Consider the following 24,549-nt stretch of genomic DNA (forward strand, 5'->3'; position numbering starts at 1 on the left):
CTTATCCTGTTCCCGACCAGTAGCGGTCAGTTTCCGTATCCGGACCCGTACCGACCGATAGCGGTACTGACTAGTCTAGCCCGCTAACGCGCCCACAGGACCTGTCAGCCACCTCCTGAGTGATGGCGCTAAACCACCGTTCAAAACTGGCCAACATCCCTGGCGTATCATTTATAGCCATAAAAAAAAGCACCTACTCCGCGCCACCTAACCGGGCACGGATAAAGTACTTTCACTACTTTATCGTAAACATGATAAGAATGATTGTCTTCACTATAAGGGCAATCCCACCATTTGTCAAACCAAACTTAGGCCGGCTCAATCACAACCGCCCGGTGGGGTTCCTTACCCGCCGAATACGTTGTGACGAAGCGGTTCTTCGCCAATACGGCGTGAATCTGTTTCCGCTCAAATGATGGCATCGGGTCCAGGTAAATTGGCTTACCCGTGGCTACGACCTCGCGGGCGGTATTGTCCGCCAAACGGGCCAGGGTCACGCGCCGCCGTTCCCGATAGCCGGCCACGTCCAGTTCAACCTCGACGTGTGCCGCCCCATGATGGTTCAGGAACAATTGCGCCAGGCTCTGTAGCGCATTGATGGTCCGCCCATGCTTCCCAATCAACAGGCCTTCCTTGTCCGTGGTAAATTCGAGCTGAACCTGGCGGTGACCCGCGCTGGTTGCCGCAACCGTGGCATCAATTCCTAGTTGGTCGACGATCGTGCCGAGATAGTCCTCAACCGCACTAATCGCCGCCTCCCGCCGAGCCTGACGCTCTGCCGGGCTCACGGTTGGCTGTTCGGGTTCATCGGCCGGTGCAGCAGGTGCCACCGGTTGTTGCACCTTGAACACGGGGGTCTTCTTCACCGGTGCTGGTTTGGCGGCCGCCTGATCGGCAGCAACGACCTTCAACGTCACATCCACCATGGCATCACGTTGACCGATACCGAGCCACCCTTTACGCGCCGCGGTTACAACGTTAATGGTCACCTGATCGCGGTCACTGTTCAGTGCTGCCAAGCCAGCCTGAATTGCCGCCTCTTCTGTTTTCCCCGTAAAGATGGTCATGACTTGATTCCTCCAATACGTCCGTAGTCTATTAACGGCTAGTATACCATAGAAAAAACCGCCACCGAGACTTCGGTAGCGGTTCTAAAATGCATTTTATGATTGGTGACTAAGGAATCGTCTACTTACGACGACTCTGTTTAGCCTTACGAACGGCACGCTTCATTGCCCGTTCATGTTCCAACTTGACCTGTTCCTTGGCATCGCGATCCGCTTGAATCTTCCACGGATTTTGGATGATCAGGGTTTGGAATACTTGGAAGACGTAGGAAACCGTCCAGTACAGTGACAGTGATGAGGCCACGTTCATCGCCGTAAAGAAGACGATGACCGGCATCCCCATAACCATCATATTGTTGACGGAACTGGTTTCTGGCGCTGACTTGGTCGCCAACCACGTACTCAAGAACGTGGCAACGGCGGCCAATAATGGCAGGATAAAGTAGGGGTCTTTGTCACCCAGGGATAACCAGAGGAAAGTTCCAGAACGCAGAACCTTCGTCCGCCAAATAGCTTGGTACAAAGCCCAAATGATTGGCAATTGCACGATGGCTGGCAGACAACCCATCATTGGGTTGATGCCGGCTTCCGAATATAACTTCTGTTGTTCTTGGGATAACTTCTCGCGGGTTTCGCGATCCCGTGACGAGTATTTCTTTTGCAGAGCCTTTAATTGTGGCTGAATCTCTTGTGTCTTCCGCATGCTGCGGGTTTGGAAAATCATCAGCGGCATTAAGATTACCCGAACGATAATCGTAAAGGCGATGATCCCTACCCCGTAGTTCCCGCCGAACAAGCTTGCCAACCATTGAATGGCCCGGGAGAAGTTCAGGACAATTAAGCCATCCCATAACCCGGTACTATGATTCGTAATTGGCGTTTTGCTACAAGCGGAGAGAATGAACACTAAGCTCACAATACCCAGCATAAGTAGGGTTCGTTTATACTTTTTCACGTTTATTCCTCACTATAGTTGGAATCCAGTAGTTTCGCCAGCTTTAACACATGGATCAGGCTATGCTTCGCGTCGGGCATGGAAATACCATCCGCACGGGGCCGAGCGATCACGAGAAAGTCCACATCCTGTTTAAGGTAGGGCTTTAGCTCAAGAAGGCTCTGGCGAATCCGGCGCTTCACCCAATTACGGTGAACGGCGTTCCCAATCTTTTTCCCAACGGAAATCCCGACCCGAAAGTGTGGTTGGTCTGGTTTATCCATTGAATACACCACAAATTGCCGATTAGCGACTGAATTTCTGGTTTCAAAGACCTGCTGAAATTCCGCTTCTTTCTTAATGCGGTAAGATTTTCGCATGGTGCATCTCCAAAATTCTCACGATTTGTGTTCAGTCCGCGAGGGATTGGGGTCCCAGTCTCCTCGCAGATAAAATAAAAAGACCACTGAACCTTCAGCGGCCTATGCAGACAATACTTTACGTCCCTTTTGACGGCGACGTGCTAATACTTGACGGCCATTGCTAGTGCTCATACGCTTGCGGAAGCCGTGGACACGTGAACGGTGACGTTTCTTTGGTTGAAAAGTGCGCTTCATCGTGACACCTCCTTAACTCTATTTTGATTGGTTACCCGAGAACTCGGGCAATACTTACTAAATGCATTTCCTGAACATATTAGCATAAAAAAAGAAAGAATGAAACCGAAACTTTGGTTTTCTCATTAAAAGTTTTCCCCGAAGAAATTTGTTTCATGCACTTTGCCTGTGGATAACTCTCAAATATTACAAAAGTTAATTTTGACTTGGCCACCGAGTTATCCACCGATCCACAGGCTGTTTATTTTTTATTTTTAGGAACTGTGCATTTTGTGGATAACTTGTGAAACACTTGATCTTATGCATTTCCCAGTCCACAAAAGACTGTGGACAAGTTATGGCTATAAAAACTATCCACAGTTTCACACGTGCCTGTGGATAACTTCTTACACTTCCTGTGAAACAATTATGCACAGCCCACAATACCCTGTGGAAAACTTTTTTTCTTCATGCTACACTGAATATACGTTTTCGTTAGGGCGGAGTCCGCCCTGCGATAAATGACCATCTAAACTAATATAGGGGGATACATCAGTGCCAGACTTGTTAACTTTGTGGACTGATATCAAACAGTTGTTTGAGGAAAATTACTCCAAAACGACCTATTCAACTTGGATTGATACAGCCAAGCCCATTGCCTTAGAGGGCAACAAATTAACGTTGGAACTCCCATCACCCCTGCATCGTGATTACTGGACCCACCAACACCTGGACCAGCAATTGGTAGAATACGCATACCAAGCCGCTCACGAAGATATTCAACCCGTTTTAATTCTTGAAGGTGAACGCCAACAACAGGCGACGCTCAAGGCCAAGACCGCAACCCCAGGGGAAGCGGCCACCAACGAGCCCACACCAACTTTTATGAAGGAAACGGCGCTGAATCCTCGCTACACATTTGATACCTTTGTCATTGGGAAGGGTAACCAGATGGCCCATGCCGCCGCCTTAGTGGTTTCTGAGGAACCAGGCGTCATGTACAACCCACTATTCTTCTATGGTGGCGTTGGCCTCGGCAAGACCCACTTGATGCACGCGATCGGTAATAAAATGTTGGAAGATCGCCCCGACACCAAGGTCAAATACGTCACTAGCGAGGCTTTTACTAACGACTTTATTAATGCGATTCAAACACGGACGCAGGAGCAGTTCCGACAAGAGTACCGTAACGTTGATCTGCTGCTGGTCGATGATATTCAGTTCTTCGCCAATAAGGAAGGGACTCAAGAAGAGTTCTTCCATACATTTAACGCCTTATACGACGACGGCAAGCAAATTGTGCTGACGTCCGACCGGCTACCCAACGAAATTCCTAAGCTGCAAGACCGTTTGGTTTCGCGCTTTGCTTGGGGTCTTTCGGTCGACATCACCCCGCCAGATCTGGAAACTCGGATCGCTATCCTGCGGAACAAGGCCGATGCCGACCAAATCGACATCCCCGACGATACCTTGAGTTACATCGCCGGACAAATCGATTCGAACGTGCGGGAGTTGGAGGGGGCCTTGGCTCGCGTCCAGGCCTACCATCAACTCATGCACCAACCGATCACCACTGATTTAGCAGCCGAGGCCTTGAAGAGTCTCAACCTCGCTAACGCCAGCGATGCCGTTACGATTCCCGTCATTCAAGATCGGGTCGCCGACTACTTCCACGTTTCCCTGAAAGACTTGAAGGGTAAGAAACGCAAGAAGGTTATCGTCATGCCACGTCAGATCGCGATGTACCTGTCGCGGGAGTTAACCGAGGCGTCGCTGCCACGGATCGGAACCGAATTCGGCGGTAAGGACCATACCACGGTGATTCACGCCTACGATAAGATTACCGCCTCGCTTAAGACCGATCCCGAACTACAGAAGGCCATTGACGACTTGAAAGAGGAACTTCGTCGTTAGGCCGATGACCGTCACGAGACCCCCAGAAAAGTGGGAGTCACTTGTCGGTCTTTCTCGTTTTAAAAGCGTATGATAAACGGTGTTAGCAACAGCGTGTGGATAAAAAATGAAAAGGTACGGAGTTTTCCACAAGTTATCCACAGGTGGAAAAGCCCTAGCCGTTAACTGTTCCTCAAAGTTATCCACAATATGCACCGCTCTACTACGGCTACTATTTTTTCTTTTAATTAAGTTAAACTACGCATCACGAAAAAGGAGTGTCCATCTTATGAAATTTTCCATTAACCGGGCAGCTTTCATCAAAGAACTCAATAACGTTTCCCGGGCCATTTCTTCCAAGACCACAATTCCCATCTTAACGGGTCTGAAAATTGTTGCGAGTGACGCAGGGTTACTTTTGACTGGGTCTAACGCCGATATCTCCATTGAAACGCTGATCAGGGCCGACGATCCCGATATTGGCTTAACCATTGACGATCCCGGTTCAATCGTGTTAACTGCTCGCTTCTTTAGCGAAATCGTTAAGCGGCTTCCCGAAAAGGATATGACGGTAGAGGTTAAGGACGGTTTCCAGACTGAAATTACGTCTGGTTCAGCGGCCTTTAACATTAATGGCCAAGATGCCAATAACTATCCTCATTTACCAGAAATTGATGCGGCGGATTCCGTCGTCTTATCTGGGGCGGTCTTCAAAGAATTGATTAGCCAAACGGTTATTGCCGTTTCTAACCAAGAAAGTCGGCCAATCCTAACGGGGATTCACTTTAGCCTGAATGAGAATCAGTTCCAGGCGGTCGCCACGGACAGTCACCGGTTGAGTCAACGGCAAATCGAATTACCAACGCCAACCGATGCTAACTTTGACGTCATCATTCCTGGGAAGAGTTTGACGGAATTATCCCGGATGATTGGGGACGACGATGCCGATGTGAAGATGCAATTCTCCGAAAACCAAGTGCTCTTCTTATTAGGGGACACCTCGTTTTACTCTCGGTTATTGGAGGGGAACTATCCCGACACCTCACGGCTGATCCCTAAGGAAGCTTCGACAACCGTCGAGTTCGAAGCGCCAGAATTATTGGCTGCCGTTGAACGGGCCTCTCTGTTGTCTCATGAATCACGGAATAACGTGGTTAAATTAACCCTTACGCCGGCCGACAATCAGGTGACGATCTTCAGTAACTCGCCCGATGTTGGGAATGTTGAAGAAGAGTTGGCGCCTAAGGAACTCGATGGAGATGACCTTGAGATTTCCTTTAACCCTGATTACATGAAGGATGCCTTGCATTCATTCGGTCAGGCCACGATTCGCGTGGCCTTCACGTCAGCACTGCGGCCATTTACCCTGGTGCCAACGGAAGACACGAGTAACTTTATTCAATTGATCACGCCAGTCCGGACATTCTAATTAAATAACTCCCACAAAGAGACGTTTCCGTGCGAAACGCTCTTTTTTTACGCCATTTTCACAAGTTTTCGGCGTTTTCCGGTGGTGTTTCGTTTAAACGCTGATTTTGAGCTTAAAAATGGGGTTATTCGGCGAGAATGGGGCTATTTTTAAATCTGAGCAAATTTACCGGTCTTTTACCAAAAAGCTCAAAAGATGGGTAGATCGGCTGAGAACGCAAAAATAAGGTAGTGCAACTGTACCTTTCACTATAAAAGCGGTATAATAGTAGAGAAGAATATTAAGGGGTGAAATTGTGAAAAAAGATGTTTTCATTGAGACGCCCTACATTACTTTAGGCCAGATGCTCAAGGAAGAATCCATTATCAGTACTGGCGGCCAAGCCAAGTGGTACTTGCGGGAAAATACCGTAAATATCAACGACGAGCCGGACAACCGGCGCGGTCGTAAGCTGTATCCTGGCGACAAGATTGCCGTACCTGATGCCGGATTATTTTTTATACGCTCAAAGCAGGGTGAATAATGTATTTGCAAGAGTTGCAGCTGCAGCATTTCCGCAACTATACCGCCGCTAATCTCCGCTTTGGTCAGGGGATTAACGTTTTATTGGGAGAAAATGCGCAGGGAAAGACCAACCTTTTAGAGGCAATCTACGTTTTGGCGTTAACGCGGAGCCACCGGACAGCGAATGACCATGATTTGGTTAATTGGCAGACCAAGACCGCTAAGATTAGCGGGCGGGTCGTCAAATCCGCTGGGACGGTTCCGTTAGAGCTGACATTTTCACGGCAGGGGAAACGAGCCAAGGTTAATCACTTGGAACAAGCCCGGCTGTCACAATATGTTGGCCAGCTTAACGTCATTTTGTTTGCGCCAGAAGACTTGGCCATTGTGAAGGGAGCGCCGACCGTTCGTCGCCGTTTCATGGACATGGAATTCGGTCAGATGAACCCGCGCTACCTTTACAATCTCAGCCAATACCGCACGCTATTGAAGCAACGTAATCGTTACTTGAAGGACCTGCAGCATAAGCAGAAGAAGGATCTCCTGTTTCTGTCGGTGTTGTCGGACCAGTTGGCGGCCTATGGCGCGGAAATTATCGCGGCGCGGCTGGGGATGCTTAAGAAGCTGGAACATTGGGCCCAGGCGATTCACGGCGAGATTTCACAGGGCCGTGAAGAACTGACCTTTCACTATGCGACTCAGGTTGCCGATGATCAATTGACGGATCCACAGACCATCTGTGCGGCGTTAACGGCGCTCTATCAGAAGCAACAGGACAAAGAGTTGTATCAGGGGACCACGTTGGTTGGCCCACACCGTGACGACCTGCATTTTCAGGTTAACGGCAAGAACGTGCAGACGTTCGGCTCCCAAGGGCAGCAACGGACGACCGCATTGAGTGTCAAACTCGCTGAGATTGACTTGATGAAGGAAGAGACGGGAGAATATCCCGTCTTACTACTGGATGATGTGCTTTCAGAACTGGATGATGCCCGGCAGACCCATCTGTTGACGGCGATTCAGGACAAGGTACAGACGTTTATTACCACCACGAGTCTGAGTGGCATTACCCGCCAATTAATTAAAGACCCGACCATCTTCCAGATTGCGGATGGTCAGGTTGTGGCGGATGGCAACGAAGACCCTGGTGGCGCGACAAAGGAGGATTAGGCAGTGGCTGATTACGAACACGAAACTAAGGCGGAACAAGCCCGAGAATATGATGCCAGTCAAATCCAAGTCTTGGAAGGCTTGGAAGCGGTCCGGAAACGGCCCGGGATGTACATTGGCTCAACAAGTGCCCAAGGACTTCACCACTTGGTCTGGGAAATTGTGGATAACGGGATCGATGAGGCCTTAGCCGGCTTTGCGAATGAGATTCACGTGACCGTTAACAAGGACAACAGTATCAGCGTGACCGACAATGGTCGGGGGATTCCGATTGATATTCAAAAGAAGACTGGGAAGCCAGCCTTGGAAACCGTCTTTACGATCTTGCATGCCGGGGGTAAATTCGGCGGTGGCGGTTACAAGGTTTCCGGTGGTCTGCATGGTGTGGGGGCGTCAGTTGTTAACGCGCTGTCCACCGAGTTAGACGCCCAAGTCTATCGGGATGGTAAGGAATACTCGATGACCTTTGAACGTGGTCACGTGACGGTGCCAATGCACGTGACGAAGGAAGGCCTGCCCATGGATCAACATGGGACGGCGGTTCACTTCCTGCCAGACCCAGATATCTTCCGGGAAACCACGACTTTTGATATTAAAACGTTAACCACGCGGATCCGTGAGCTGGCCTTCTTAAACAAGGGCCTACGGATTACGATTCGTGACGAACGTCCCGAGAAACCCACGGAGGATGATTTCCTCTACGAAGGCGGGATTCGACACTACGTGGATTACCTAAATGAAAACAAGACGACGCTGTTTGAACCCCCAATCTACGTTGAAGGCAAGGAAAATGGGATTACGGTGGAAGTTGCCCTGCAATACACAGACGACTATCATAACAACCTGTTAACCTTTACCAACAACATCCACACCTATGAAGGTGGGACCCATGAGGAAGGTTTCAAGCGCGCCTTGACGCGGGTCGTTAATGACTATGCCCGTCAGAAGAAGCTGATGAAGGACAACGAGCCTAACCTAACCGGGGATGACGTTCGAGAAGGCTTAACGGCTGTGGTTTCGGTTAAACATCCGGACCCACAATTCGAAGGACAAACCAAGACCAAGTTGGGGAACTCCGATGCCCGGACGGCGGTTGACCATACCTTTGCCGACCACTTCATGCGATTCTTGATGGAACATCCGGATGTCGCTAAGAAGGTTGTCGACAAGGGGACCTTGGCCTCCAAGGCGCGGGTCGCTGCCAAGCGTGCTCGTGAAGTGACGCGGAAGAAGAGTGGGTTGGAAATCTCTAACCTGCCAGGTAAATTGGCCGATAACACGTCCAAGGACCCCGAAATTTCCGAGTTGTTTATCGTCGAAGGGGACTCCGCCGGTGGTTCTGCTAAGCAGGGTCGTTCGCGGTTGACTCAAGCGATTCTCCCTATTCGAGGGAAGATTCTGAACGTTGAAAAGGCATCGATGGACCGGATTCTGGCGAACGAAGAAATTCGTTCCCTGTTTACGGCCATGGGCACGGGCTTTGGTGATGACTTTACCGTGGGTAAGGCCAACTATCATAAGCTGATCATTATGACCGATGCCGATGTCGATGGGGCCCACATTCGGACCCTGTTGCTGACCCTGATCTACCGTTACATGCGGCCATTACTGGACGCCGGGTATGTCTACATTGCCTGCCCACCACTGTACCGGGTTCGCCAAGGGAAGATGCAACGTTACCTGGATAGCGATGATGAGTTGAAAGACTTATTGGGTCAATTGCCACCAGCTCCTAAGCCACAAATCCAACGGTACAAAGGGTTGGGTGAAATGGACGCGGAACAATTGTGGGATACGACCATGAATCCAGAAAATCGGCGGCTTCTGCGGGTGGATGCCCAGGATGCCATCAATGCCGACCAAGTCTTTACCATGTTAATGGGGGACAAGGTTGCGCCACGGCGGGAATTCATTGAAGAGAACGCCACGTATGCCGATCTCGATGTTTAGTGAGTGCCAGGAAGAACGGAGGGTAAAAATTTGGCTGACCAAGATTATTTAAGTCGAATTACCGACGTTGACCTTTCACAAACGATGCGAACTTCCTTCCTGGATTACGCAATGAGTGTGATTGTTCAACGGGCGTTACCGGACGTGCGGGATGGTTTGAAGCCAGTCCACCGCCGGATTTTATATGATATGCATGAACTGGGGATTACCCCCGATAAGCCATTCCGGAAATCTGCCCGGATGGTTGGGGATGTCTTGGGGAAGTACCATCCTCACGGTGATTCTGCCGTGTACGAATCCATGGTACGGATGGCCCAAGACTTCTCTTACCGCTACATGTTGGTTGATGGTCACGGGAACTTTGGGTCCGTCGATGGTGACGGTGCCGCCGCCATGCGGTATACCGAAGCTCGCCTGAGCAAGATCGCCATGGAAATGCTGCGGGACATCAACAAGGATACGATTGATTTTCAAGATAACTACGATGGTTCCGAACGAGAACCCGTGGTCTTACCATCACGCTTTCCTAACCTGTTAGTTAACGGGGCTTCCGGGATCGCCGTGGGGATGGCCACGAACATTCCGCCACATAATCTGACGGAAGTTATCAGTGCCTTACACATCTTGATGGATAATCCAGATGCCACCTTGGCCGACCTGATGGAAGCCTTACCTGGCCCCGATTTCCCTACTGGGGGGATCGTGATGGGTAAAGCCGCCATTCGCCGGGCTTACGAGACCGGTAAGGGAACCATCACGTTGCGTGCTAAGGTTGATATCGAAGAGGAAAAGAACGGCAAGCAACGCATTGTGGCCACGGAAATTCCTTACATGGTCAACAAGGCTAAGCTGATCGAACGGATCGCCGAGCTCGCCCGGGACAAACGGATTGAAGGGATCACCGATATTAACGATGAAACCGACCGGACCGGGATGCGGATCGTGATTGATGTTCGCCGTGACGCCAGTGCCGAAGTTATCTTGAACAACTTGTACAAGATGACCTTGATGCAGACGTCCTTCGGGATTAACATGTTGGCCATCGTTAACGGTGCGCCTAAGGTCTTAGGCTTGAAGGCCATCCTGCAATACTACTTGGAATTCCAGTTGGAAGTTATCCGCCGGCGGACCGAGTTTGAATTGCGGAAGGCCCAAGCCCGGGCCCACATCCTGGAAGGGTTGCGAATTGCCCTCGACCACATCGATGCCATTATTACTATCATCCGTGAGTCGCAGACCGCGGAAGTAGCTAAGAATGAATTGATGACGCGTTACAGCCTGTCTGACAAACAATCGCAAGCCATCTTGGACATGCGGTTGGTTCGTCTGACCGGTTTGGAACGGGAAAAGGTCGAAAAGGAATATAACGATGTGATGGCTGCCATCAAGGATGACCAAGAAATCTTGGCCTCCAAGGAACGGCAACAAGCCATCATCTATCAAGAATTACTCGACATTCAAAACAAGTTTGGGGATGCCCGTCGGACCGAATTAATGGTCGGTGAAGTCCTTAGCTTGGAAGACGAAGACCTAATCGCCGAAGAAGACGTTGTGATTTCATTAACGCATAACGGTTATATCAAGCGGTTACCAACGTCCGAATTCAAGGCCCAAAACCGTGGTGGTAAAGGGGTCCAAGGGATGGGTGTCCACGATGATGACTTCATCGAACACCTGGTAGCAACGTCGACGCATGACATGCTGTTGTTCTTCACCAATACCGGGAAGGTTTATCGCATGAAGGGGTATGAAATCCCTGAATACGGCCGGACCGCGAAGGGGATTCCAGTGATTAACTTGCTGGGAATCAACAACAACGAGCACGTTCAAGCGGTCATCAACGTTTCTAACCCAGGAGAAAACCCTGACCGCGACCTGTTCTTTACCACGGTGCAAGGGACGGTCAAGCGAACACCAGTCGATGAATTCGCCAACATTCGGAGTAATGGTCTCAAGGCCATTAGCCTGAAGGAAGACGATGAGTTGATGGGCGTTGACATCATCAATGACCAGGCCAACATCATCATCGGGACTCACTTGGGTTATGCCGTTAGCTTTGCGGCCCAAGATGTCCGGTCGATGGGTCGTTCCGCAACCGGTGTTCGGGGGATTCGTCTCCGTGACAACGATTACGTGATCGGTGCCAGTGTCTTGAAGCCTGATAGCCATGTGTTTGTCATTTCCGAAAAGGGTTATGGGAAGCAAACGGCCGCCGCCGAGTACCCAATCAAGGGTCGTGGTGGTAAAGGGATCAAGACGGTTAACGTGACGGCCAAGAACGGTCCGTTAGCCGGTTTGACCACGGTCGATGGCGATGAGGACATCATGTTGGTTACTAACAAGGGTGTCATGATTCGCTTCAGCGTCGCCGATGTCTCCGAGACTGGTCGGGCAACCTTAGGGGTTCACCTGATTCGGTTGAACGATGACACTGCCGTTGCGACGATGGCGAAGGTGGCCAAGGAAGACGAAACAGATAGCGATGACACGACAGCGACTGATGATTCGGCCGCTACCAGTGAGGCAGCACCTGCAGAGTCTGATACCGACGCACCTAGCGAAGACTAAATTTTAGCGAAACTAAGTAAGGACCGACTAGTTAATTTTGACTAGTCGGTCTTTTTTTGCGGAATTACCCATTGATTAGAGGGCTTAGAGGGAAATATTTTAGCCGAAATGGGTTATATAGTGGACGACCTAGCGACTTTTTAATGTTAGAAAATGAGGATTCCGAAATATGTCATAATTTATGTAAATATTGCGTTAAAGCAAGGAAGAAAGCGCGGGTAACAATGATTGTGGCAACGCTAATTTAACGGCGTTTATTATGCGAACAAACTAAAAATGTGAAAACGAATCAAATTAGTTGTTAATTGTTAAATTTGTTGGACTTTTAGGGGGAATGGCGCTATACTTTAGCCAGATATTGAGATGTGTTACACATGGAAGGGGAATTCACCATGGATAAAAAGTTGAGGATGCTTTCAAAACAAAGGTTGACTACCTTAGTATTACTAGGATTGGTAACGGGTGTTGGGTACCAAATGGACAATGCTCACGCGGCAACAAACAGCGGAGACATTGACGCCAACACGGTGACCAAGGCCGGGGATACGGCTGACGACACGCAAAGTGACCAGGCCGTCATTGGTAATGGTTCACAGTCACAATCTGATTCAGATAAAGGTGGGACTGTTGATGGATCAGTGGATAAGGATACTGGTTCAAAGACCAACGATGGTTCTGACAGTTTAAACGATACTAAAGACAGCGGTGATAAGTCTGGGGGCAATGGGTCCGTAGGCGGCACCGATGCTAATACGAATACCGGTTCAACCGGGGACAATGGGTCAACGGAAACTGATGGCAAGGTTGACAACAACGGTGACAAGACCGGTGGGTCAACTGTTGTCAGCGACACAACGACTAAGTTCAATCGAGGAAACTTATTGAGAGCTGCCGATGTGCCAGTTGCCCCGACGATTGTTGATTCTGGGGTTATAAGCGGCACAAATGGGAGTAAGTGGACCAAGGATAGTGAAGGAACGGTCACTATTTTTGGTGGGAATTTCAGTAAGATCCCTAGTTTTAGCACCGTTGGTGTAAAAAAGGTTGTTTTTGCCTTAAATGATGCTGGACAAAAGGTTGTTTTTCCAAAGTACTCTTTTGGTGGGGGATTATTTCAACTCTGGACCGATGTAACTGAATATGATGGTATGGAAAATGTTGATACCAGCAAAGTTGTCATGATGGACAGTATGTTCGCACAGAACCTTTCTTTAAAGAGCATCGATTTAAGTAGCTGGGACATGAGCAATGTGACTTCGATGACTAATATGTTTAGTGGCGGGTACAACGATGGCACGGGTCTCAAAACAATGCAATTACAAAGTGTCAAGTTGGGTTCGACGACTGGCAAGGTTACCGACATGTCGAGTATGTTCAATGGCGACCAGTATCTGACCGATGTCGATGCTGCCGACTGGAACGTGGATAGCCTGCAAAGTGCCGATGCGCTCTTCAGAGGAACAGCAATTGGTAGTCTGGACTTAAGTGGCTGGAATACCAGCAACTTAACGTCAATAAACAGCACGTTTGCTGCAATGCCCAACGTGACGAGTATCAACGTGGCCGACTGGGATACGTCGAAGGTGAACAATTTGGTTCAAGCCTTCCAAAGCGATCCACTGTTGTCAGACTTGGATGTTAGCAAGTGGGATGTCTCTGGATCAAAGAGTTTTGTTCAAGTGTTTGACAATGATTCGTCCTTAACCACCATCGATCTGAGCAACTGGCATCCAGCACCTGTGAGTGCTCTGACTTGGGCCTTTAGAAATACTGGCGTAGAAAAGTTGAACTTATCGAATTTCAGTCTGACGGACGATGCTAGTGTTCGAGAAGCCTTGCTTGGGACGACTAATTTGAAAGAATTAATCCTGCCAACGAACATGCATATGGACAGTAGCAATGGTAATGCCGCGCTTCCTGACATTCCAAAGACCGACGTTTACACGGGCCTATGGCAAGCCGTTGGGACCGGTACGGTGGACAAGCCTGCCGGAGCAACCTTTACGAGTGCGCAATTGAACACCGCTTACGATGGCGCTACCATGGCTGACACTTACGTTTGGCAAAAGGTGCCATCCGCAACGACCGGCGGTGGTGACACTGGTAATACCGGCAACACGGGTAACAATGGCGGTGGCACGACTACACCAACAACCGATCCTTCAGAGGGCGGCAATGGCGCAACGGTTGACCCAGAAAATCCAGTCGTTAAGCCAGTTGTTAAGCCAACGACACCAACCAAGAAGCCAGCTGTCACGTCTAAGGGACATGCCGGCGACAAGAAGGCCAACACGACTGGCAAGGCTGCAACGCTGAATAACGGTGGAGCTGCTGCGAAGGTCACGAGTGCTGTCAAGCCGCTAGCAGCTAATGCTAAGGGTACAGCCACGAAAGACCCAAGCAAGTCACAATCGGCCGCAACGGTCTTACCGCAAACTGGTGAAGAAAAGACCAGTTGGTTAGCCGTGATTGCTGGTGCTTTGAGCCTCAGCTTCTTGGGGTTGAACTGGTTTAAGCGTCAAAATTAATTAAATTGACTAAACGAACCGCTCAGTTAGGCTGAGCGGTTTTTGTATCGGATACGATACTAGGGGAAGGAGCGTTCTGAGACGTTCTAACGTCGGCAACGATAGTGGGTGGCTAATCCCCCTAACTAGCTGGATTTGGCCTTCAGCAAGCCTTAGCATAGCGATAGATACCATTGATGACGGTTAGCTGACCAGAGCAACAGATCTGATATTATAGAAAAAAGTCGAATTTTCAAAAATAACGAGGGCCAACCGACGGAGCTAACTGGTGTAACGTAAGCAGCACCCATCGGTCGGCCCCGATTTGCTTAAAGTATCAGGATATGCTATACTACTAGCTTGTGAGTATCTGGCTTACGCTAGTGTCTCTCCTTGCTTCCGCATTGCAGCGGGGGCCTGAAGTCCATAAGGAGGTGTAACATTCATGGAAACTACTAAATACGAAATCACCTACATCATTCGTCCAGACCTTGACGATGCTGCGAAGACCGCTCTGGTTGAACGCTTCGACAAGTTACTGACTGATAACGGTGCAGAATTGATCAACTCGAAAGACTGGTCAAAGCGTCGGTTCGCATACGAAATTGGTGGCTTTAACGAAGGTATCTACCATATCGATATGGTAAATGCTACCGATGACGTAGCTTTAAACGAATTCGACCGTTTAGCTAAGATCAATGACAGTATCTTACGTCACATGATCGTTAAGCGCGAAGACTAATTTAAACTTAATTTGAGAGGAGTTATTCAGCAATGATCAACCGAGTAGTACTTACTGGCCGACTGACACGGGATGTTGACTTACGCTACACCCAAGGCGGTGCTGCTGTTGCCACCTTTACGTTGGCCGTTGATCGGCGGTTCACCAACCAACAAGGTGAACGGGAAGCTGATTTCGTAAGTTGTGTCATCTGGCGCAAAGCCGCGGAAAACTTTGCGAACTTCATGCACAAGGGTTCCCTTGTGGGGATTGAAGGTCGGATTCAGACCCGGAATTACGAAAATCAGCAAGGCCAACGTGTTTACGTGACCGAAGTTGTCGTCGAGAACTTTTCGTTCTTGGAACCGCGCTCGAGCAATCGTAGTGCGGGTGGCAACGCCGGTGGTAATTACAACGCTGGTCCCACGAATAATGCTCCTCAGGCTTCAAATCAGAATCAAAATGACAATCCATTTATGAGTGGTAATCCGGCGCCCGCTTCCAGTGCGGCACCGACTACGAATAATAATCCTGCAGGTGGTAACCAAGGAAATGCTGGGAACAATAACTCAGCCGATCCGTTTGCTAACTCCGGTGATTCGATTGACATTTCCGATGATGATTTACCGTTCTAATCACTAAATAACGAGGAGGGAATTTCTCATGGCAGGACAACGTCGTGGCGGCCGTCGCCGTCGTAAGGTTGACTTTATTGCAGCCAACCACATCGAATACATTGATTACAAAGACACTGACTTATTACGTCGGTTTATCTCCGAACGGGGTAAGATTTTACCTCGCCGAGTTACTGGCACTAGTGCCAAGAACCAACGTAAGTTAACGATCGCTATCAAGCGTTCACGGATCATGGGCTTAATGCCATTCGTAAGCGAAGAGTAGTCATCATGAAGACCAACCACAATGTGGTTGGCCTTTTTTTGTCATTTTTTAGGGATCCTTGGTTAACGGGAACGGCTAGGGGTGGCGCTTTCTGTGCACTAGTGAGCAAATAGCTTGCAAATCCGAGATGATTCGCTACGTTGAAAGCGCTTATGGTCCATGCTACATTGTGGTTAATTCTAAAACCATGGAGGCGTATGAATATGACAAAGAAGCTTGATGGTAAGGTTGCGATTGTGACGGGTGCAGCATCTGGAATGGGTAAGACGATTGCCGAACTGTACGCGGCAGAAGGGGCCAAGGTTGTGGCGGCGGACTTTGATGCCGATAGTCTAAAGCGAGTTGTCGACGGTATCAAGGCGGCCGATGGTAACGTCAGCGCTGTGGTGACCGATATGTCTAAGAGCGATGATATTGCGAACATGGTGGATTTTGCCGTGAAGACCTATGGCACGATTGATATCCTGGTCAATAACGCCGGGATCATGGATAATTTCAAGACGGTCGCAACCGCCGACAAGGACCTGTGGGACCGGATTATGGCGGTTAACCTGACGGGACCCTTCTTGGCCATTCATGATGCCGTGAAAATTATGCACAATAATCCCAATGGTGGGGTTATCGTGAACAATGCCTCCATTGGCGGCCTCGGTGGCTCCTGGGGTGGGGCAGCCTATGTGGCCTCGAAGCATGGCCTGGTTGGTCTAACCCAAAATATTGCGGCCACTCTCGGCATGTTCAGCAATATTCGGGCCAACGCCATTGCCCCGGGCGGCGTGAACACCAATATTGCTAAGACGCTGACCGACATTGATCCCATGGGGATTAAGGCCACCGGCGATCCTAGCAACAATCCGATGGGTGAACCCAAAGACATTGCCAAGCTAGCCTTGTTCTTAGGTTCGGACGATTCGAAATTTATTAATGGCACGACGGTAACCGCCGATGGTGGCGTCACCGCCTAATTTAATCGGAGACAAAAGCAATGCGCCAGCATTGGGGGTCGGATCCCATGCTGACGCATTGTTTTTTTGAACCTTAGAATTCGCGGTGCCCACCCAGGTAGACTTGCTTATCTTCCTGGACCACGTTGGCCGTATCGGCCAGGGGATCCTTCTTCAAGACTTGGAAATCAGCGAACTTGCCCACTTCCAAGGTGCCGTATTCATCGGCAACCCCCAATAACTTAGGGGAGTTCAGGGTCGAGCATTGGTAGGCTTCGGCATTGGTCATGCCCAGCTTGGTTAAGAGGCCAAATTCCTCGGGCGTCTTATCGAAGCCGTTGTATGGGGTCCCCGCATCGGTCCCACAGGTAAACTTCACGCCTAGCTTGAACGCCCGCCGCATGTTGACGTAGGTGTCGTCCAAGGCGTCGGCCGCCTTCTTGACCTCCCAGTCGGGCAGGTCACCATTGCCGTATTCGGGGATTACCCATTCGGCGATGAGCGTTGGTGTCAGGTACGTGCCTTGCTTAACCATTTGCTTCGCCTCGGCCTCGTTAACGTAGAAGCCATGTTCGACGGAATCCACGCCGGCATCGAGGGCGTTTTGGATCCCGGGATTACCTTCGGCATGGGCGGCAACGACGCGACGCTTGTGATGCGCCTCTTCAACGGCAACATGCATTTCGGCTACCGATAATTGGGCATCTTCCATGAAGTCATTGGGCGTCATGACACCACCGGTTGCCATGACCTTCACGCTTTCGGCACCATTTTTGAAGGCCGTACGGACGGCCTTGCGCATCTCATCCGGAGAATCCACGGCATGGCCACCATGAGGCGAGTCCCCATGGCCACCGGTCATCGAGAAGGCCTTGCCAGAGGTTAACATCCGTGGTGTGTGTGGCAGTTGACCGGACTTCTGGAGTCGTTTGAGCTTCACGTCAACATCGTATTCGTTACCACAGCCCCGGGTGTAGGTGACGCCGGATTTGAGCAAGGCTTGGAGGTTGGTCCAGGCCATGACGGCCGTTTCGGATTCCGACTTGTCGTCACCATTTAGCTTCTGTGGGTTAGCGGAAACGTGGGTATGAACGTTGAAGAAGCCGGGCATGACGTATTGGCCGCCTAGGTCTACCTGTTCATCGGACTGGGCTGGGGTGCCCTGACCACGGTCGACGAGTTTGCCAGTCTCAGTGTCGACGGTGAACCAGGCATCGGCCTGGTTTTGGTCATTGGTGCCATCGAAAAGGGTAAAGTTAAAGAATGTTTTTTTAGTCATATGAATGTCCTCCTATAATAAGTGTTTTTCGTTTAAGGTCAGATTTGACTATCGATTATTTCCAGTAAGCGTATTGGTACTTGGCGGTGTGGACCAGGTTGTACTTCAGGCCACCGACCTTGCTGCTAACTAGGTTTGCTTGTGAAGGTTGGTAAAGAGGCAAGTAACCTTTGACTTCCATTAACCGCTTGTCGGCGGCAACTAACCCATCGTAACGGGCCTGGCCGGTCTTGCTGTTAGCGGAATCGAGTAACTTATTGAACTGATCATCGTTCCAACCAGTGAAGTTAACCGTGTTGGACTTGGCGGCCAATCCCAGGTAATCGCCGGAGTCTAACCAACTTGAGGACCAGCCCGTTAAGTTAAGTTCAAATGTGCCGGCGAAGTCGCGGGCCACGTGTTGGGCATGGGGGATTGAGGTGACGGTCACGGTCAGTCCCTTGAAATTCTTTTCCATAACCGATTGGATGTAGGTGCCCACGTTTTTATCCTCATCCGTATCGTCGGTTAAGAGGTTCAGCGTGACCTTGGATTTGCCGGTTTCCTTCAAGTATTTCTGCCAGTAGGCCTTGGCCTTAGTGACATCGTGGGGCAAGAGATTACCAACTTCGGTGGCCATGTCCTTGCCGTTCTTGGGGTCGGCTTGATCACCACGAGGTACGGCACTCAGGGCCGGCTTGGAACCATCCTGGAGCACCTTGTTGGTCAACTGTTGACGATCGATGACGTAAGAGACCGCCTGACGCAGATTGTCTGAACTCGTGGCCTTCTTCTTACTATTAACGTAGAGGTATTGGAGTCGGCCTAACAAGTGGGTGTGGAGTTGTTTGTCGTTGCCATTCGATCGAACATATTGGCTGCTGACCGTGGTTTCTTGGACCTTGTCACTCTTGAAGAGGTTAGCCGCAGTGCTTTCATCCTTGGTGACGTTAACGTTAACCTTTTTGATCTTGACGTTCTTGGCGTCCCAGTAGTGAGGGTTCTTCACGTAGTTCCAGGTAGAATTACTCCCGGTCCAACCGGTTAACTTGTAGGCCCCGTTGTTGACCGTCTTGGCGGCACTAGTCCCATACTTGGCACCGTACTTCTTAACGGCGGCGGTGTTTAAGGGATAGTATTCGGCGACCAGGTCATCGAAGTAAGGCACGGCCTGGTTTAATTGAAATTGAACCTTGGTTTTGCTGAGGGCCTTGACACCCAGTTTATCTGGGGAGACCTTGCCGGCTTGGACGGCATCGTAGTTCTTGAAGGCTGAGAGGAGGCTGGCGTACTGGGCCTTGGTTTTCGGGTCCACCCAACGTCTCAGAGAGGTCACGAAGTCTTGGGCGGTCACTTGCTGACCATTGGCCCACTTGGCGTTCTTCTTGAGATTAAAAGTGTAGGTCTTCCCATTGTTCGTCGGCTTGACCACCTTGGTGGCAACTCCGGCGACGACCTTGCCATCCTTGTTATAGGTATAGAGGCCTTCCATCGTTTGGGAAATAACGCTCCCACTGTTGGTGTCGGTCGACTTGTTAGGGTCGGCAGTGGCGGGTTCACTAGCTAATGTGACATTTAAGGTCCGGTTCTTATTGGTACTGCCGGATGCCTGGCCACAGGCGCTAAGCGATAATAATAGTAGAACTGACATGGGTGCTGCCCAAACTAAATGTTTCATGTGAAACAACCTCCTAGATTCAATTGATTAGAAGTGATTAGCGGAGAAAATAAACAGCACCCCCACAGAAAAAGATTCTCTGTAAGGGTGCTGTTCGCACGGTACCACCTTAGTTTTTGCTACTCAAAAAGTAGCCTCATCTATGAACGGCGGGCTCCTAGAGGACAAGCCCCAAAAGCTAGGAACATTTGGGAAATGACCACTCCCGCGATTCACTGCATTGATAACGGATGCTTCCGGTATAAACTTACTTGGATTTCAGCTAACAGCTCCGAAGGGATGTTCGTGGTAGGGACCTTGACCCGCTTGCACTTGACCGGGCTCGCTAACAAGTTCGTCCACCACTACTGGACTTCATCATCACTTTTTAATTTTCTAATCAATTGTTAATAATTGCTAGTTTAGCACCGAAATTAAGTTTGTCAACGATTTTTCTGAAATTAATGGCCATGGTGAATGGAATAAAATCGAAATTATGAGGACCAAATGAGAAACGAGGCCTTGGCAGCGCTGGGTTTCGTTGGTTTTTCTACAAGGGATCAAAAACGCTGAAAATAAGTACTATTTTTTCGGGTGGTGTTTTGATGGACCGGTGCCGCGACCTTATCCCGTGAGTCGACGAGAACTGTTTGCCGACAATGCAGCGTGCTTTAAAAAACGTTAGGTCTGTCTATGGGTAACGACTGGGTTATGATCACAAATGAATAATTATTAACAATATACAGCTAATATTGATTTTTAAATCGCCGTTCAGTATGCTTAAGGAAAGGAATACCAAGGGGTGAAAGAGATGAAACGGCAACGACAAATTTGGTGGTGCGGCGGTCTGGCTGCGGGATTGTTGGTCCTAGCGTGGACAATCACCACGTTAGGAACCACGGACCCGGTGGGTGCCGTGCGGCGTAAAATGGTGTTTGATGGTCATCCCATCGTAGCCATGCGGACACAGCCCAAGGCGATTAAGGCCGAGATGCCGTACTTGATTGTGGGCCGACACGGCATCAGTCGGCGAAAATTCCGCCATTACGAGATTCAACCGGGATATATTTCGGGCGATGGTAGCTTTACCGTTCGTGAATTTGCCGTACGCCGTAGCCATGGTCGCTATCGCGCTTATCATGTTGTTCCGGAGGCTTAACCCGGGTTATATTAAATGAAAAACCAGTATCAGCCTAATTTTGAGTAGGTGGATACTGGTTTTAATTTTTCCAGAGTCATTAAAATTCTCGGTGACCACCCATGAAGACCTGTTTATCGGTCTGTGTAACGGCGGCCGTATCCGCTAGTGGATCAGCGGCGAGTACCTGGAAATCGGCAAATTTGCCAATCTCGAGTGTGCCATATTCCGCATCCACCCCCATCATTTTGGCGGAATTGATACTGGAACATTGGTAGGCTTGCGCGGGGGTCATCCCCAGCTTGGTCATGTAGCCAAACTCATCTGGCGTGCGCTCGAAGCCGTTGAATGGGGTGCCAGCGTCGGTACCACAGGTGAATTTAACCCCAGCCGTAAAGGCCTTCGTGAGGTTTTCAAACGTGTCGTCGAGGGCATCGGCGGCCTTTTTAACCTCCCAATCGGGGAGCACGCCCTGACCTTGAATCGCTACGGCGGCTTCGGCGACCAGGGTGGGGGTGATGTAGGTGCCCTGCCGGATCATCTGTTTTGCCTCTGCCGCATTGGTGTAGAAGCCATGTTCAATCGTATCGACGCCGGCATCGAGGGCATTTTGAATGCCCGGATTGCCTTCCGCATGGGCGGCGACCACGTGCCGCTTATGGTGAGCCTCCTCGACGGCGGTCCTCATTTCCGCCACGGAAAGTTGGGGATCTTCCATGAAGTCGTTCGGCGTCATGACGCCGCCGGTTGCCATGACCTTGATACTCTCGGCACCGGCTTTAAAGGCCTGACGAATGTGTTTGCGCATCTCATCGGGCGAATCGACGAGGTAGGCAAATCCCGGCATGTCTCCATGACCACCGGTCATTGAAAAGGCACGGCCAGAGGTCATCATGTGCGGGGTGTGAGCGAGTTGACCGGCGCGTTGGAGCTGCTTGAGCTTGATATCAACATCGAAGTCGGTCCCACACTGACGAATGTAGGTGACGCCAGATCGGAGGAGCGTTTGAAGATTTCGGACGGCCATGACGGTCGCCACGGTTTCTGAGCGACCGAGGTTACCGGATGCACTGGCGGGGTCACTGGTAATGTGGGTGTGAACATTGAAGAAGCCCGGCATGACATATTGGCCGCCGAAATCGACGACCTGATCGGCTGCGGGCGGTGTCCCTTGCCCGCGATCGACCATTTTACCAGTCGCATCATCAACGACGAACCAGGCATTAGGCTGGTTCTGATCCGTGGCGCCATCAAAAAGCGTGAAATTTTTAAAAGTTGTTTGAGTCATAGACAATTCCTCCTATACAAGACGATAAGGATAGCGGCTATTCGTAACCGGACTTATTTCCAGTAGGCGTATTGGTATTGCGCTTCCTTCAACAGGGAGTAGTGCAGGCCACCCACTTGGTGACTGATCAACTTGGCCTCGGAAGGTTGGTAAACGGGGACGTAACCTTTAATCTTCATCAGGTATTTGTCGGCGGTCATCAAACCATTGTAGCGATCCAGGCCGGTCTTGGCGTTGGCCTCAGTGTAGAGCTGGTTGTACTTAGTATCGTTCCAATGAGTGAAGTTGACGGAATTAGACTTAGTTGCTAATCCCAAGTAATCGGCAGAATCGAACCAGTTGGTCGACCAACCAATCAGGTTGATTTCGAAGTTACCAGAGAAGTCGCGAGCAACGTGTTGGGCGTGGGGGAGTGAGGTCAGATTAACGGTCAGGCCCTTGAAATTTTTCTCCATGACGGCTTGCATGTAGGTACCAACGTGCTTATCCTCGTCGGAATCATCGGTTAAAATATTCAGGGTAACCTTGGACTTGCCCTTTTCCTTCAGGTACTTGGCCCAGTACTGCTTGGCCTTTTTCACATCGGTTGGCAACAGGTTACCGACCTCGCTGGCCATGTCTTGGCCGGTCTGGGGGTTGGCCTGGTCGCCGCGAGGAATGGCGCTCATCGCCGGCTTAGAGCCGTCTTGAAGGACATCCTTCGTAATGGTTTTCCGATTAATCACATAGGAAACGGCCTGACGCAGGTTTTCGGAGTCGCTGGCCGATTTCTTGTGGTTGAAGTAGAGTAATTGCATCCGGCCCAGCAGGTGGGTCTGCATATCCTTGCTGTTGGCATTGGCCCGGATATATTGGCCGGTGACCGTGGTTTCTTGCACCTTGCCGGCCTTGAACAGGTTGGCGGCGGTGTTGGAATCCTTGGTGACGGCGACATTAACGCGATTAATTTTCACATGTTTGGCGTTCCAGTAGTGGGGATTTTTGACGTAGTGCCAAGAGTTATTGCTGCCGGTCCAACCGACCAACTTGTAAGCGCCGTTGGCCATGGTTTTGGTGGCGTTAGTGCCGTATTTGGCCCCATATTTCTTAACGGCGGCGGTGTTCAATGGGTAGTATTCAATGGCAACCAGGTCGTTAAAGTAAGGCACGGCCGTCGTTAATTGAAATTGGAGTTTCGTCTTACTTAAGGCCTTGACCCCCAGTTTGGATGGCGCCATCTGACTTTTTTGAATGGCATCGTAGTTCTTAAATGCTGAAAGGACGCTGGCATATTGGGCCTTGGTCTTGGGGTTCACCATCCGTTGCATTGAGGTGACAAAGTCTTGGGCCGTGACGCGCTGACCATTGGCCCATTTGGCATTTTTCTTGAGGGTAAAAGTGTAGGTCTTGCCATGATTCGTAGGCTTAACCACCTTGGTGGCCACCCCGGCAACGATCTTGTTGTGCTTGTCATACTTGTAGAGGCCTTCCATCGTTTGATAGATCAGGCTACCACTATTGGTATCGGTGGCCTTGTTGGGGTCGGTGGTGGCGGGTTGGTCGGCTAATGTGACATTGAGTGCTCGATTTTTATTGGTATTACCTGCGGCATTGCCACAGGCACTAAGGGTGACGGCGATAATAAATGCAATGGGAATCATAACGATTGAACGATGCATAAGCATAACCTCCTAGGGCAAACGATTAGAATAACTGTGATAAACAAAAAGCGCCCCTACGGAATACACTTCTCCGTAAGGGCGCGTATGCACGGTACCACCTTAACTTTTAACTTTGAACATGAACGGCGACACTCCTAGAGGCGAGATCGGCCAGGCTAGGTCCTGGCAGAGGGGGCCATTGGTCGCGATTCACTGCATTGATAACGGTTGCTACCGGTCGGGCTTACTATGACTTCAGCTGACAGTTCAGAAGGGAGTTCGCGTCGCTAGCCTTGACCCGCTTGCACTTAACCGGGCTCGCTAACAATGACCAGCGACGATACTAGTCTTCGTCATCACTTTTTAATTTTCTAATCGTTTGTTA

General features: G+C 50.1%; 20 protein-coding genes and 1 other annotated feature. Of the genes, 12 read left to right on the forward strand and 8 right to left on the reverse strand.

Annotated features, from left to right (window positions below; genetic code table 11):
* Positions 1 to 308 precede the first annotated feature (308 nt).
* The 4 genes from jag to rpmH form a co-directional block, all read right to left on the reverse strand.
* Positions 309 to 1,067 (reverse strand): RNA-binding cell elongation regulator Jag/EloR, encoded by a 759-nt coding sequence (jag, locus tag EKM96_RS06460; protein ID WP_125641440.1) that lies wholly within the window; start codon positions 1,065 to 1,067, stop codon positions 309 to 311.
* Between the two features lie 121 nt (positions 1,068 to 1,188).
* The gene (locus tag EKM96_RS06465; protein ID WP_225417656.1) at positions 1,189 to 2,022 is read right to left on the reverse strand and encodes a YidC/Oxa1 family membrane protein insertase; all 834 of its coding nucleotides are present in this window, start codon (positions 2,020 to 2,022) and stop codon (positions 1,189 to 1,191) included.
* Between the two features lie 2 nt (positions 2,023 to 2,024).
* The gene (rnpA, locus tag EKM96_RS06470; protein ID WP_061776158.1) at positions 2,025 to 2,381 is read right to left on the reverse strand and encodes a ribonuclease P protein component; all 357 of its coding nucleotides are present in this window, start codon (positions 2,379 to 2,381) and stop codon (positions 2,025 to 2,027) included.
* Between the two features lie 102 nt (positions 2,382 to 2,483).
* Entirely contained in the window at positions 2,484 to 2,618 is a 135-nt protein-coding gene (rpmH, locus tag EKM96_RS06475; protein WP_081624573.1) for a 50S ribosomal protein L34, read from the reverse strand.
* 534 nt (positions 2,619 to 3,152) lie between these two features.
* Between rpmH and dnaA the strand changes: the two genes are divergently transcribed.
* From dnaA to EKM96_RS06530, 11 genes are all read left to right on the forward strand, one after another.
* The gene (gene dnaA / locus EKM96_RS06480) at positions 3,153 to 4,511 is read left to right on the forward strand and encodes a chromosomal replication initiator protein DnaA (protein ID WP_125641444.1); all 1,359 of its coding nucleotides are present in this window, start codon (positions 3,153 to 3,155) and stop codon (positions 4,509 to 4,511) included.
* A gap of 268 nt (positions 4,512 to 4,779) precedes the next feature.
* On the forward strand, positions 4,780 to 5,919 hold the full coding sequence (gene dnaN / locus EKM96_RS06485) for a DNA polymerase III subunit beta (RefSeq protein WP_125641447.1): 1,140 nt from the start codon (positions 4,780 to 4,782) through the stop codon (positions 5,917 to 5,919).
* 295 nt (positions 5,920 to 6,214) lie between these two features.
* Positions 6,215 to 6,442, forward strand: a complete 228-nt coding sequence (yaaA, locus tag EKM96_RS06490) for a S4 domain-containing protein YaaA (protein ID WP_061776154.1) — start codon at positions 6,215 to 6,217, stop codon at positions 6,440 to 6,442.
* Positions 6,442 to 7,593 (forward strand): DNA replication/repair protein RecF, encoded by a 1,152-nt coding sequence (recF, locus tag EKM96_RS06495; protein WP_125641450.1) that lies wholly within the window; start codon positions 6,442 to 6,444, stop codon positions 7,591 to 7,593. The genes yaaA and recF overlap by 1 nt, the downstream gene beginning before the upstream one ends.
* Positions 7,594 to 7,596: 3 nt before the next feature.
* Positions 7,597 to 9,543 carry a DNA topoisomerase (ATP-hydrolyzing) subunit B gene (gyrB, locus tag EKM96_RS06500; protein WP_125641453.1) on the forward strand — a complete coding sequence of 649 codons (1,947 nt, stop codon included), beginning with the start codon at positions 7,597 to 7,599 and terminating at the stop codon, positions 9,541 to 9,543.
* 84 nt (positions 9,544 to 9,627) lie between these two features.
* Complete coding sequence (gene gyrA, locus EKM96_RS06505) at positions 9,628 to 12,111, forward strand: DNA gyrase subunit A (RefSeq protein WP_382336247.1); 2,484 nt, start codon at positions 9,628 to 9,630, stop codon at positions 12,109 to 12,111.
* A 392-nt stretch (positions 12,112 to 12,503) separates the two neighbouring features.
* Positions 12,504 to 14,639, forward strand: a complete 2,136-nt coding sequence (locus EKM96_RS06510; RefSeq protein ID WP_164510986.1) for a BspA family leucine-rich repeat surface protein — start codon at positions 12,504 to 12,506, stop codon at positions 14,637 to 14,639.
* A gap of 424 nt (positions 14,640 to 15,063) precedes the next feature.
* Positions 15,064 to 15,360: a 30S ribosomal protein S6 gene (gene rpsF / locus EKM96_RS06515; RefSeq protein WP_125641461.1), complete on the forward strand. Its 297-nt coding sequence runs from the start codon at positions 15,064 to 15,066 to the stop codon at positions 15,358 to 15,360.
* 32 nt (positions 15,361 to 15,392) lie between these two features.
* Positions 15,393 to 15,974 carry a single-stranded DNA-binding protein gene (gene ssb / locus EKM96_RS06520; RefSeq protein WP_125641464.1) on the forward strand — a complete coding sequence of 194 codons (582 nt, stop codon included), beginning with the start codon at positions 15,393 to 15,395 and terminating at the stop codon, positions 15,972 to 15,974.
* 28 nt (positions 15,975 to 16,002) lie between these two features.
* On the forward strand, positions 16,003 to 16,239 hold the full coding sequence (rpsR, locus tag EKM96_RS06525; protein WP_011666824.1) for a 30S ribosomal protein S18: 237 nt from the start codon (positions 16,003 to 16,005) through the stop codon (positions 16,237 to 16,239).
* 203 nt (positions 16,240 to 16,442) lie between these two features.
* A complete protein-coding gene (locus EKM96_RS06530; RefSeq protein ID WP_125641467.1) occupies positions 16,443 to 17,204 on the forward strand; it encodes a glucose 1-dehydrogenase in 762 nt (253 codons plus the stop codon).
* Between the two features lie 73 nt (positions 17,205 to 17,277).
* On the opposite strand, the gene EKM96_RS06535 is transcribed toward EKM96_RS06530, so the two are convergent.
* Positions 17,278 to 18,462: a metal-dependent hydrolase family protein gene (locus EKM96_RS06535; RefSeq protein ID WP_125641470.1), complete on the reverse strand. Its 1,185-nt coding sequence runs from the start codon at positions 18,460 to 18,462 to the stop codon at positions 17,278 to 17,280.
* Positions 18,463 to 18,517: 55 nt separating this feature from the next.
* Positions 18,518 to 20,119, reverse strand: coding sequence for a peptide ABC transporter substrate-binding protein (locus EKM96_RS06540; RefSeq protein ID WP_125641473.1), 1,602 nt, complete (start codon positions 20,117 to 20,119; stop codon positions 18,518 to 18,520).
* 80 nt (positions 20,120 to 20,199) lie between these two features.
* Positions 20,200 to 20,489 (reverse strand) — a binding site (T-box leader).
* A gap of 420 nt (positions 20,490 to 20,909) precedes the next feature.
* Here EKM96_RS06540 and EKM96_RS06545 point away from each other — a divergent pair.
* The gene (locus tag EKM96_RS06545) at positions 20,910 to 21,257 is read left to right on the forward strand and encodes a hypothetical protein (protein WP_125641475.1); all 348 of its coding nucleotides are present in this window, start codon (positions 20,910 to 20,912) and stop codon (positions 21,255 to 21,257) included.
* A 79-nt stretch (positions 21,258 to 21,336) separates the two neighbouring features.
* On the opposite strand, the gene EKM96_RS06550 is transcribed toward EKM96_RS06545, so the two are convergent.
* Together EKM96_RS06550 and EKM96_RS06555 are read right to left on the reverse strand one after the other, a co-directional pair.
* Positions 21,337 to 22,524 carry a metal-dependent hydrolase family protein gene (locus EKM96_RS06550; protein WP_125641477.1) on the reverse strand — a complete coding sequence of 396 codons (1,188 nt, stop codon included), beginning with the start codon at positions 22,522 to 22,524 and terminating at the stop codon, positions 21,337 to 21,339.
* 53 nt (positions 22,525 to 22,577) lie between these two features.
* Complete coding sequence (locus EKM96_RS06555) at positions 22,578 to 24,182, reverse strand: peptide ABC transporter substrate-binding protein (protein ID WP_125641481.1); 1,605 nt, start codon at positions 24,180 to 24,182, stop codon at positions 22,578 to 22,580.
* Positions 24,183 to 24,549: the final 367 nt, after the last annotated feature.

This window comes from Levilactobacillus tangyuanensis, from assembly GCF_003946545.1.
GTDB lineage: Bacteria > Bacillota > Bacilli > Lactobacillales > Lactobacillaceae > Levilactobacillus > Levilactobacillus tangyuanensis.